The sequence below is a fragment of the Mycolicibacterium vaccae NBRC 14118 = CIP 105934 genome (assembly GCF_001552715.1).
Taxonomy (GTDB): domain Bacteria; phylum Actinomycetota; class Actinomycetes; order Mycobacteriales; family Mycobacteriaceae; genus Mycobacterium; species Mycobacterium vaccae.
On the sequence record NZ_BCRS01000184.1, the window covers coordinates 1 to 11,217 of the forward strand.

Annotated in this window: 10 protein-coding genes; 7 read left to right on the forward strand and 3 right to left on the reverse strand. The window is 68.2% G+C overall.

The features are described from left to right. Nucleotides 1-150: 150 nt before the first annotated feature. Entirely contained in the window at nucleotides 151-1,488 is a 1,338-nt protein-coding gene (locus tag MVA01S_RS25620) for a carotenoid oxygenase family protein (RefSeq protein WP_003931867.1), read from the reverse strand. 111 nt (nucleotides 1,489-1,599) lie between these two features. Here MVA01S_RS25620 and MVA01S_RS25625 point away from each other — a divergent pair, with 111 nt between their 5' ends. The 6 genes from MVA01S_RS25625 (at nucleotide 1,600) to MVA01S_RS25650 (ending at nucleotide 8,129) form a co-directional block, all read left to right on the forward strand. Further along, a complete protein-coding gene (locus MVA01S_RS25625; protein ID WP_003931866.1) occupies nucleotides 1,600-2,310 on the forward strand; it encodes a GntR family transcriptional regulator in 711 nt (236 codons plus the stop codon). Nucleotides 2,311-2,406: 96 nt separating this feature from the next. Then, nucleotides 2,407-3,969, forward strand: a complete 1,563-nt coding sequence (locus MVA01S_RS25630; RefSeq protein WP_003931865.1) for an NCS1 family nucleobase:cation symporter-1 — start codon at nucleotides 2,407-2,409, stop codon at nucleotides 3,967-3,969. A gap of 62 nt (nucleotides 3,970-4,031) precedes the next feature. After that, on the forward strand, nucleotides 4,032-4,559 hold the full coding sequence (locus tag MVA01S_RS25635) for a PadR family transcriptional regulator (RefSeq protein WP_003931864.1): 528 nt from the start codon (nucleotides 4,032-4,034) through the stop codon (nucleotides 4,557-4,559). Between the two features lie 91 nt (nucleotides 4,560-4,650). After that, nucleotides 4,651-5,373 carry a PadR family transcriptional regulator gene (locus tag MVA01S_RS25640; protein WP_003931863.1) on the forward strand — a complete coding sequence of 241 codons (723 nt, stop codon included), beginning with the start codon at nucleotides 4,651-4,653 and terminating at the stop codon, nucleotides 5,371-5,373. Nucleotides 5,374-5,455: 82 nt separating this feature from the next. Continuing rightward, complete coding sequence (locus MVA01S_RS25645; protein WP_003931862.1) at nucleotides 5,456-6,346, forward strand: oxidoreductase; 891 nt, start codon at nucleotides 5,456-5,458, stop codon at nucleotides 6,344-6,346. A 160-nt stretch (nucleotides 6,347-6,506) separates the two neighbouring features. Further along, on the forward strand, nucleotides 6,507-8,129 hold the full coding sequence (locus MVA01S_RS25650; protein ID WP_040542034.1) for a peptide chain release factor 3: 1,623 nt from the start codon (nucleotides 6,507-6,509) through the stop codon (nucleotides 8,127-8,129). Here the strand turns inward: MVA01S_RS25650 and MVA01S_RS25655 are convergent, their stop codons facing one another. Next, entirely contained in the window at nucleotides 8,130-8,891 is a 762-nt protein-coding gene (locus tag MVA01S_RS25655; RefSeq protein WP_040542079.1) for a helix-turn-helix domain-containing protein, read from the reverse strand. It lies immediately after the preceding gene. Between the two features lie 68 nt (nucleotides 8,892-8,959). Beyond that, entirely contained in the window at nucleotides 8,960-10,477 is a 1,518-nt protein-coding gene (gene glpK, locus MVA01S_RS25660) for a glycerol kinase GlpK (RefSeq protein WP_060941741.1), read from the reverse strand. 9 nt (nucleotides 10,478-10,486) lie between these two features. Between glpK and MVA01S_RS25665 the strand changes: the two genes are divergently transcribed. Then, on the forward strand, nucleotides 10,487-11,217 hold a 731-nt coding region (locus MVA01S_RS25665; RefSeq protein ID WP_060941742.1), incomplete at its 3' end, for a class I SAM-dependent methyltransferase.

Sequence of the window (11,217 nt, forward strand, 5' to 3'; positions counted from 1 at the left end):
CCCGCACCGGTGTGGACCGCCCCGCCGCAGTGGCCGCCGGCGCCGCCGGCCCCACCGCCGCAGCAGCCGAACGGTTTCGCGCCGCCGTCGTAGACAGCAATCGAACAGAAGCCGTCGTAGACGGCAATCGAACAGAAGCCGTCGTGACGGCTATCCGGCGATCCAGTTGCCGTGGAAGCCGTAGGGAACACGTTGCGGCAGCTTGATCCTCGCGACCGGAGCGCCCGCGAAGTCGGAGGCGTCGAGGATGACGAGATCGCTGCCGTCACGTCCGGGGTCGTACACGTAGCCCAGGTACCACCCGCTGCTCTCGTCGGCCGGCCCTGACGTCGACGGCACGAAGACCGCCTCTCCCGGTCCGCCCGGCGCGCTGTCGGTGCCGAAGCGATGCTCGAGCGCGTCACCGGTGCGCAGGTCGTGGCGGAACAGGCTGGCACCGCCGACCGACACCGCGTATCGCGCGGGCAGGGTGGCCAGCCGGTCGTCGATCCGCGGGAACTCGACGGAGCGGTCGTCGAGCTGGCTTTCGTGCACCACCCCGGTCGTCAGGTCGATCGTCCAGGTCCACATGGCGCCGTCGACGTCGAATCCGCCGTTGCCACGCCATAATTCGGGATAGCGAACGCCCTGCACCACGAGCGTGCGGCCGTCATCGTGCGCGTTGGCGACGTGGAAGACGTAGCAGGGATCGATCTCGAACCAGCGCACCTCGCCGAACGGGTCGTCGCGGCGCAGCACGCCGAACCGGGCGCCATAGTCGTCGTCCCAGCGGTAGGGCATCTGCCCGTCGCCGCGCACCGCGATGTCCATGTTGAACACGATCGGCAGGTCCATGAACACCACGTAGTTCGCGGTCAGCGCGAAGTCGTGCATCATCGTCAGCGCCGGCACGTCGATGGGACGATTGATCACCAACTCGCCGTTGGCATCTGCGCGGTGGTAGGTGACGTGCGGGGTGAAGAGGTTGCCGTAGCCGAAGAAGTGCAGCTCGCCGGTGACGGGGCAGATCTTGGGATGCGCGGTCATCGCGTCGGTGAGCTTGCCGCCGTAGTCGTAGGCGCCGACCGTCTCCAGCTCGTTGGTGATCTCGTAGGGCAGCGACGACTCCACCAGCGCCAGGGTCTTGCCCGCGTGGTTGACGACGTTGGTGTTGGCGACGCTGGCCCGCAGGTCACGGGTGCCGTCCGGCCGGTACAGCGGGAACGGGTCGACGAAGCTGTCCGTGCGCACCCAGCGGTTGCGGTACCAGGCGGCGCGGCCGTTCTCGATCCGAACGCCGTGGATCATGCCGTCGCCGGTGAACCAGTGCCCGGTCGCCTGCCGCGGGTTGGGGCCGTTACGCAGGTACCAGCCCTCCAGCTCAGGAGGAATCGCCCCCTCCACCGGCAGGTCGAACGCGGTCAGCTCGTCGGGCACCGGCGCGTAGTTGCCGACCTTGAAGATCTCGTCGGCGTCGACCGGAGTGGGCTTCGAGGTGGTTTCGGTCATGGGGCTGAACCTCCTGTCACGGTCACTCCACACTGACACCCCACAAGTGACCTGTCAATAGTGGAATGTGTTCGCGTCGCGAACCTGTCACTTGCGGAGGAGGATCACAGAATGCCTGATCGCCGACACTCCGCGGCGCTGTTCAAGGCGGTCGTGGGGCGCGGCGGCACGTCCGCGCCGAACATCGTCGACGAACTGCGCCGGGTGATCCTCGACGGTGCGGTCCCGCCCGGCACCCCGATCCCGGTGGGCGAGGTCGCCGACCTGTTCGGGGTGAGCCACATCCCGGTCCGGGAAAGCCTCAAAACCCTGACCGGGGAAGGGCTGGTGCAGCACCGGCCGAACGCCGGCTACGCCGTCGCCCAACTCACCGCCACCGAGCTGGCCGAGATGTATCTGGTGCGCGAGACTCTCGAATCGGCCGCGATGGCGGCCGCCGTGCACAAGGCCACCGCCGCCGACCGGGCGCACCTGATCGAGACGCACGAAAGCATGGCGCAGGCACTGAAATTCGACGACGCCCAGGCCTACCACCGCTACAGCAGGCAGTTCCACATGGCGCTCAGCCGCCCCTGCTGCATGCTGCGGCTGGTGCGCATGCTCGAGAACGCCTGGAACATCACCGAACCCGTGCAGCTGATGGTGCACGTGGGTCGAGACCAGCGCACGCTGCTCCACGAGGACCACCGCGTGATGCTCGATGCGTTCCTGGCCCGGGATCCCGACGCGCTGGCGGCCGCCTCGGCGGCGCACAACAAGCGCCTCAACGGAGTGGTGGCGTCGCTGCCTGCCGACACCGGGCTCGTGATCGACGGCGCCTGAGCGGTGCGTCGGCGAAATATATTCTCGGCGCAACGGTGGAGAAACACACCGTAACTAGCTTCCGTGCATCACGTTCTTCGAGCAGGAAGCTGACCCATGACAGACATCCGAGACGTGCCTCCGGGCGCCCGAATCGGCGCCGACGACATGGTCGAAGCCTCCGGGCATCCTGTCGGCGGAGGCCTCATCAAGGCCGGCTACGACCCGCGGCTGACCAACGAGGATCTGGCGCCGCTGGCCAAGCAGCGCTGGACGTCCTACAACATCTTTGCGTTCTGGATGTCCGATGTGCACAGCGTCGGCGGGTACGTCACCGCGGGCAGCCTGTTCGCGCTCGGCCTGGCCAGCTGGCAGGTGCTCATCGCGCTGCTCGTCGGCATCGTGATCGTCAACATCTTCTGCAATCTGGTGGCCAAACCCAGCCAGCACGCCGGCGTGCCCTACCCGGTGGTGTGCCGCAGCTCGTTCGGCGTGCTGGGCGCCAACATCCCGGCGATCATCCGCGGCCTGATCGCGGTGGCCTGGTACGGCATCCAGACCTACCTGGCTTCGGCGGCGCTGGATGTGGTGCTGCTCAAGCTGTTCCCCGGTCTGATGCCCTACGCCCAGGTCGAGAACTACGGGTTCGCCGGCCTTTCCCTGCTCGGCTGGGCCAGCTTCCTGCTGCTGTGGGTCCTGCAGGCGTGCGTGTTCTGGCGCGGCATGGAGTCGATCCGCAAATTCATCGACTTCTGCGGGCCGGCCGTCTACGTCGTGATGTTCATCCTCTGCGGTTACCTGCTGTACCGGTCCGGCTGGCACGTCAGCCTGACCCTCGGCGGCGAGAAGACCGGCAACACGCTGGCGGTGATGCTGGGTGCGACCGCGCTGGTCGTCTCGTACTTCTCGGGTCCGATGCTGAACTTCGGCGACTTCTCGCGTTACGGCAAGTCTTTCGAGGCGGTCAAGAGGGGCAACTTCCTCGGCCTGCCGGTCAACTTCCTGGTGTTCTCACTTCTGGTGGTGATGACCGCCGCCGCAACGGTCCCGGTGTTCGGCGAGCTGCTCACCGATCCGGTCGAGACGGTCGCCCGCATCGACAACACGATGGCGATCATCCTGGGCGCGTTGACATTCAGCATCGCCACGATCGGCATCAACATCGTCGCGAACTTCATCTCGCCGGCGTTCGACTTCTCCAACGTCAGCCCGCAGAAGATCAGCTGGCGGATGGGCGGCATGATCGCCGCGGTCGGCTCGGTGCTGATCACCCCGTGGAACCTGTACAGCAATCCGGAGGTCATCCACTACACGCTGGAGACCCTCGGTGCGTTCATCGGCCCGTTGTTCGGTGTGCTGATCGCCGACTACTACCTGGTGCGCAAGCAGAAGATCGTGGTCGACGACCTCTTCACGATGAGCCCGAAGGCCAACTACTGGTACGCCAAGGGCTACAACCCGGTCGCGGTCGCGGCGACTCTCGTCGGTGCGACCCTCGCGGTGATTCCGGTGCTGCTCGGGGGATCGGTCACCGGTATGTCCGCGGCGGCGCAGTACAGCTGGTTCATCGGGTGCGGCGTCGGGTTCGCCCTGTACTACCTGCTGGCCACCCGTGGGCCCTGGCGGATGTCGCCGTTGCGGGACGCGGTGGCCGACACCGCGCCCGAACCTGTGGCCTGACCGCCGCCTGGGCACGGCCCCGATAGTCCACTTCTGGAATATCGGGGCCGTACTATGCCGCCATGAGCCTTCGGATAGCCGCCCTCGGACTGCTGGCCGAGCGTCCGGCCAGCGGCTACGACCTGCTCAAGCAGTTCGAGAACTCGATGGCCAACGTGTGGCCCGCCACCCAGAGCCAGCTGTACTCCGAGCTCAACAAGCTGGCCGCCGCCGGCCTGATCGAGGTGTGCGCGGTCGGTCCGCGCGGCCGCAAGGAGTACCAGATCACCGACGCGGGCCGCACCGAGCTGCAGCGCTGGGTCACCAGCCCGCAGGACGATCCGCCGTTCCGCAGCGCGGCTCTGCTGCGGGTCTTCCTGCTCGGGCTGATTCCGCCCGAGCAGGCGCGCGCACATCTGCACGCCATGGCCGAGCAGGCCGAGGACGAGATCCGGCGGCTGACGGCGCTGCGCGACTCACTGACGGCGGGACGGCCCGGCGGGTCGGCCGACGGGGAGTTCTTCGGGCTGGCGGCCCTGGAGTACGGATTGCGACTGCATGCGATGCAGGCGCAATGGGCCAGGTCGGTCGTCGATCGACTGCCGGACTGATCACATCGTCGTTGCATCGCGATAGTTTCCGATATATCGTCAACGTATCGGAAGCGCGGTTTGTGCTTCCTTCGACAGAGAAGAGCACCCCATGAACACCCCTTTCACCCCACCCGGCAACCCGTTCGAGGGCCCTTTCGAGAGGCACGGTTTCGGATTCGGCCCGGTCGATCCCCGTGTCCTGCACGGACGTCGTCGCCCGTCCCGGCGCGAGTTCCGCGAGCACGTCCGCGAGCATCGCGGCGACGCGGGCTTCGGCTCCGGCGGCTTCGGACCCGGTTTCGGGCCCGGCTTTGGACCCGGCGGCTTCGGTCCGGGCTTCGGTTTCGGCCCGGGCGGCCCCGGCGGCCGACGCGGCGGACCCCGACGCGGTGGCCGCGGTAGGCGCGGCGACGTGCGCGCGGCGATCCTCACGCTGCTGACCGATCGGCCCATGCACGGCTACGAGATGATCCAGGAGATCAACGAGCGCAGTCAGCAGCTGTGGAAGCCCAGCCCCGGCTCGATCTACCCGACCCTGCAGCTGCTGGTCGACGAAGGCCTGCTCACGGCCACCGAGACCGGCGGCAGCAAGAAGCTGTTCGAACTGACCGAGGAAGGCCGGGAGGCTGCGGCGAAGATCGAGACGGCACCGTGGGACACCATCACCGAGGATGCCGATCCCGGTGCGATGGACCTGCGCCACGCCGCCGGCCAGCTGATGGGCGCCGTCGCGCAGTCGGCGCACGCGGCCACCCCGGAACAGCAGCAGCGCATCCTCGACATCGTCAACACGGCCCGCCGCGAGATCTACCACGTCCTCGGCGAGGACTGATCTTCGGGCTTTTCGGTGAATTCGGCGCGGTTTGTGCCCGTTAGCGGGAACGAATCGCGCCGAATCCGCGTAAGTACAGAGCATGGACACCTACCCCCTCGGGTCGTACACAGTCGGCCGCGTCGGTTTCGGCGCGATGCAACTGCCGGGTCCCGGCGTCTTCGGGCCGCCGCGCGACCATGATCAGGCCGTGGCGGTGCTCAAGCGCGCACTCGAGCTGGGCATCGATCACATCGACACCGCCCAGATCTACGGACCCGACGTCGCCAACGAACTGATCCGCGAGGCGCTGCATCCGTACCCCGCCGGTCTTGCGCTGGTGAGCAAGGTCGGCGGCAAGCGCGACGAACAGGGCAACTGGCTGCCCGCACAGGAACCCGACGACCTGCGCGCCCAGCTCGAGGAGAATCTCCGCACGCTGGACACCGACCGGTTGGCGGCGGTCAACCTGCGGCTGTTCGGCGCAGGCGAGGCGGTCCCTGACACCGTGGACCGGGATCTGTTCGACCGCCAGCTCTCGACGATGATCCAGGCCCGCGACGAGGGTCTGATCGACGGCATCGGGCTGAGCAACATCGGCGTCGACCATCTGCGAACGGCGTTGGAGCGCACCGAGATCGCGTGTGTGCAGAACGCGTACAACTTGCTGGACCGGACCTCGCAGCCCGTGTTGGAGCTGTGCGTGGAGCACGGCATTGCGTTCGTGCCGTTCTTCCCGCTCGGCTCGGGTTTCCTGCCCGACAACCCGGTGCTCAACTATCCGGCGGTGGTCCGGGAAGCGCAGAAGCTCGGTCGCACCCCGGCCCAGATCGTGCTGGCGTGGACGCTGTCGGTGGCGCCGAACGTGCTGTTGATCCCGGGCACGTCGTCGGTGACGCACCTGGAGGAGAACACCGCCGTGCGTGACATCACGCTCGACGAGCAGACCAAGCGGGAGCTGGACGGCGCGGCGACCGCGGCGGAGACAAGCTGAGTCCCTGGCGTACCAAATATCCGACCTTTTCCGTAGAAGTGCGAGTGGACGTCTGCACACCGCGGATAGCTGGGGCTGGTGTGTCCCGTGGTGAATCGGAAGCCGGCGACCGGCGTGCGATTACTGTTTCGCGTCCCCGGCTAATAAAATCGGCTGCACAATGACGAATTCCACCGCGACGGGGTCTCGATCCGACCTCGTCTCGACCGAGGCGCGACGCCGCAGAACGTTCGCAGTGATCAGCCACCCCGACGCCGGCAAGTCCACCCTGACCGAGGCCCTGGTCCTGCACGCCAAGGCCATCACCGAGGCCGGCGCCATCCATGGCAAAGCCGGCCGCCGGGCCACCGTGTCGGACTGGATGGAGATGGAGAAGGCCCGCGGCATTTCCATCACCTCGACGGCGCTGCAGTTCCCGTACAAGACGCAGGCCGGCGACACCTGCGTGATCAACCTGCTCGACACCCCCGGGCACGCGGACTTCTCCGAGGACACCTACCGGGTGCTGACCGCCGTCGACTCGGCGGTGATGCTCATCGACGCCGCCAAGGGTCTCGAACCGCAGACGTTGAAGCTGTTCCAGGTCTGTCGCCACCGGCGGATCCCGATCATCACGGTCGTCAACAAGTGGGACCGTCCCGGCCGGCACGCGCTGGAGTTGATGGACGAGATCCAGGAGCGGATCGGGCTGCGGCCCACGCCGCTGACGTGGCCGGTCGGTATCGCCGGCGACTTCAAGGGCGTGCTGGACCGGCGCACCGGCAAGTTCATCCGCTTCACCCGCACCGCCGGCGGGGCGACGGCAGCCCCCGAGGAGCACATCGATCCGGACAAGGCGCACGACGCGGCCGGTGTCGACTGGGACACTGCGGTCGAGGAGTCCGAGCTGCTCAGCGCCGACGGCGCCGACTTCGATCCCGACACGTTCCTGGACTGCACCTCGACGCCGGTGCTGTTCACTTCTGCGGCACTGAATTTCGGCGTCAACCAGCTGCTCGATGTGCTGGCCCAGCTGGCCCCGTCGCCGAGCGGGCAGCTCGACGTCGACGGCAACCGCCGCGAGGCGGCGGCGCCGTTCAGCGCGTTCGTGTTCAAGGTGCAGGCGGGAATGGATTCCGCGCACCGCGACCGGATTGCCTACGCCCGGGTCTGCTCGGGCACTTTCGAGCGCGGCGATGTGCTGACCCACGCCACCACCGGCAAACCGTTCGTGACCAAGTACGCACAGTCGGTGTTCGGCCGGGAGCGCACGACGCTGGACACCGCGTGGCCGGGCGACGTGATCGGCCTGGCCAACGCCGCCGCGCTGCGCCCCGGCGACACCCTCTATCAGGACGTCGCGGTGCAGTACCCGCCGATCCCGAGCTTCTCGCCCGAGCACTTCTCCGTGGCGCGGGGCACCGACCCGAGTAAGCACAAGCAGTTCCGCAAGGGCATCGAGCAGCTCGACCAGGAGGGCGTGGTCCAGGTCCTGCGCTCGGACCGGCGCGGTGAGCAGGCCCCGGTCCTGGCCGCCGTCGGGCCGATGCAGTTCGAGGTGGCCAGCCACCGGATGGCCGCGGAGTTCGGTGCCCCGGTCGCGCTGGAATCGCTGCCGTATACGGTGGCCCGGATCTGTGACCCCGAGGACGCCGAAGCCCTGCAGAAGATGGCGGCCGTGGAGGTGTTCACCCGCAGCGACGGTGTTCTGCTCGCGGTGTTCTCCACAAAGTGGCGCCTGGAGACGGTGCAGCGGGAGAACCCGGACATGCAGTTGCGGGAACTGGTCGCCGCCGGTCAGTGATCACCCGGCCCCCACGGACGGGGTCGCGCTCCAGCTCAGCAGCAGGTTCAGCGCATCCCGGGACGGGCTGGCCGCCTCGGTGGTGTAGACGAACAGTGCCTGGTCCGCGTCGCCGGGCATCGTGAACGTCTCGTAGTCGACGGTGAGCTCGCCGACGACGGGATGCCGCAGCCGCTTGGTGCCGTAGGTGCGTTGGAAGACCCGGTGTTCGGACCACCACGCCCGGAATTGCGCGCTGGCCTGCGACAGTTCGGCGACGAGTTCCGCGGCGGTCGGGTCGGTGAGGTCGGCGCCGACGTCCAGACGCAGGTTCTCCACGGCGGATCGTGCCTGAACCTCCCAGTCCGCGAACAGGTTTCGCGCCTGCTGCGAGGTGAACATCCAGCGCGCGTAGTTGCGTTCTCGCGGTGGCATCGCATTGAAGTCGGCGAACAGCACCCGGGCGGCGCGGTTGGTGGCCAGCACGTCGGTGCGACGGCCGAGGATCATCGCCGGTGCGCCGTCGAGTGAGTCGAGCAACTGGTAGAGCCCGGGCCCGGTGGCGTCCAGGTCCAGCGCGCGGGCGATCCCGTCGAGCACGGCATCCGACGGCGTGATCCGGCGGCCCTGCTCCAGCCTCGTGTAGTAGTCGGTCGAGACACCGGCCAGCATCGCGACCTCTTCGCGCCGCAGTCCCGGCACCCGGCGCACCCGCCCGTCGGCGGGCAGTCCGGCCCGCTCCGGATCGACGGCGCTGCCGGTCTCGCTCGCGCAGGCCGAGATCGACTCGCTGACCCACGACGTGAAAGCCGGCCGCGACCTCGCGCTGACCACCGACCACCGGTAGCGGGTCAGTCGACGTCGACCCAGTCCAGGGTGCGCTGCACGGCTTTACGCCATCCGGCGTGACCGGCGGAGCGCTGGTCCTCGGACCATTCCGGGGACCACCGCTTGCCCTCCTGCCAGTTGGCCCGCAGATCGTCTGGGCCGTCCCAGAATCCGACGGCCAGCCCGGCGGCGTAGGCCGCACCCAGGGCCGTGGTCTCGGCGACGACCGGTTTGACCACGTCGACCCCGAGCACGTCGGCCTGGATCTGCATGCACAGGTCGTTGGCGGTGATGCCGCCGTCGACCTTCAGGACCTCCAGGCGCACACCGGAATCGGCGGCCATCGCGTCGACGACGTCACGGCTCTGATAGCAGATGGCCTCCAGCGTCGCGCGTGCGACGTGCGCGTTGGTGTTGAACCGGGACAGCCCGACAATTGCGCCGCGGGCGTCCGACCGCCAGTACGGGGCGAACAGGCCGGAGAACGCGGGCACGAAGTACACCCCGCCGTTGTCCTCGACCTGGCGGGCCAGCGCCTCACTCTGCGACGCACCGCTGATGATGCCGAGCTGGTCGCGCAGCCACTGCACCGCCGATCCGGTCACCGCGATCGAACCCTCAAGCGCGTAAACGGGTTTGGCGTCGCCGAACTGGTAGCAGACCGTGGTCAGCAACCCGTTCTGCGAACGCACGATCTCCTCGCCGGTGTTCAGGAGCAGGAAATTGCCTGTGCCGTAGGTGTTCTTGGCCTCGCCGGCGTCGAGGCAGACCTGTCCGACCATCGCGGCCTGCTGGTCGCCGAGGATCCCGGTGATCGCCAGCTCGCCGTCGGCCGGTCCGGTCTCGACGGTGCACCCGTACGGTTTCGGCGACGACGACGGCTTGATCTCGGGCAGCATCTGGCGCGGGATGTCGAAGAACCCCAGCAGTTCGTCGTCCCAGTCCAGGGTCTCCAGGTTCATCAGCATGGTGCGGCTGGCGTTGGTGACGTCGGTGACGTGTACGCCTCCGCGGTGCCCGCCGGTCAGATTCCACAGCACCCACGTGTCGGTGGTGCCGAAGATCGCGTCGCCGTTCTCGGCGTCGGCGCGCAGCCCGTCGACGTTCTCCAGCAGCCACTGCAGCTTTCCGCCGGAGAAGTAGGTGGCCGGCGGCAGCCCGGCCTTCTGCCGGATCACGTCACCGCGTCCGTCGCGGTCCAGCGCGGACGCGATCCGGTCGGTGCGGGTGTCCTGCCAGACGATCGCGTTGTAGTAGGGCCGCCCGGTGTGCCGGTTCCACACCAGCGAGGTCTCGCGCTGGTTGGTGATGCCAAGCGCCGCGAGGTCGGCGGTCGTCAGGTTCGTCCGGTTCAGCGCGGTGGCCAGCACAGAACCGGTGCGTTCCCAGATATCTACCGGGTTGTGCTCCACCCAGCCCGCCCTGGGCAGGATCTGTTCGTGTTCGAGCTGGTGACGGCCCACCTCGGCGCCGTCGTGGTCGAAGATCATGCACCGGGTGCTGGTGGTGCCCTGGTCGATTGCAGCGACGAAGTCGGCCATTCGTCCATGATGGACCACATGCCCGTAGACACCGCCGACATTTCCGCGATGCCACGCGGCGGGCCGGACGCGTCGTGTCTGGACCGGCTGCTGCACACCGATCGGAGGGAGTACCTCGATCGGGAGGATGTCGACCCGCGGGTCCGGCGCAGCGTGGTCCGCGCACTGGAGTGGACCGGCGACGTGTTCGGCAACCACGAGAAGTTCGCCAAGCTCGCACTCGACGAGGTCGCCGACGTCGCCGACCCGCGGATCCTGGAGTTGGGCGCGGGCCACGGCGGGTTGTCCCGCACGCTGCTGGAGTGGCATCCCAGCGCGCGGCTGACCGTCACCGACGTCGATCCGGAGTCGGTCGCGGCGATCGGGGCCACAGATCTGGGGTCCCATCCGCGCGCGACGGTCCGCCAGATGGACGCGACGTCGCTGGACGCGGCCGACGGCGAGTTCGACCTGGCGGTGTTCGTGCTGTCGTTGCATCATCTGCCACCTGTGGACGCGGCCCGGGTGATCGCCGAGGGCGCCCGGGCGGCGGACAAGCTGCTCATCATCGACCTGCCCCGCCCGCCGGTGCCGCTGCACGTGCTGCGACTGGCCGCGATGCTGCCGTGGGCGCCGCTGGTGCCGTTCGTGCACGACGGGGTGATCAGCTCGCTGCGCGCCTACAGTCCGTCGGCGCTGCGCGCGCTGGCCGCGTGCGCCGACCCGCCGGTCGACATCGAGTTGCGGGGGGGCTTACTCGG

Bases quoted from the DNA above. Each gene is read 5' to 3' on its own strand.
- MVA01S_RS25630 (WP_003931865.1), top strand. From the start codon at position 2,407: ATGACAGACATCCGAGACGTGCCTCCGGGCGCCCGAATCGGCGCCGAC.
- MVA01S_RS25640 (WP_003931863.1), top strand. From the start codon at position 4,651: ATGAACACCCCTTTCACCCCACCCGGCAACCCGTTCGAGGGCCCTTTC.
- glpK (WP_060941741.1), bottom strand. From the start codon at position 10,477: ATGGCCGACTTCGTCGCTGCAATCGACCAGGGCACCACCAGCACCCGG.
- MVA01S_RS25645 (WP_003931862.1), top strand. From the start codon at position 5,456: ATGGACACCTACCCCCTCGGGTCGTACACAGTCGGCCGCGTCGGTTTC.
- MVA01S_RS25635 (WP_003931864.1), top strand. From the start codon at position 4,032: ATGAGCCTTCGGATAGCCGCCCTCGGACTGCTGGCCGAGCGTCCGGCC.
- MVA01S_RS25620 (WP_003931867.1), bottom strand. From the start codon at position 1,488: ATGACCGAAACCACCTCGAAGCCCACTCCGGTCGACGCCGACGAGATC.
- MVA01S_RS25650 (WP_040542034.1), top strand. From the start codon at position 6,507: ATGACGAATTCCACCGCGACGGGGTCTCGATCCGACCTCGTCTCGACC.
- MVA01S_RS25625 (WP_003931866.1), top strand. From the start codon at position 1,600: ATGCCTGATCGCCGACACTCCGCGGCGCTGTTCAAGGCGGTCGTGGGG.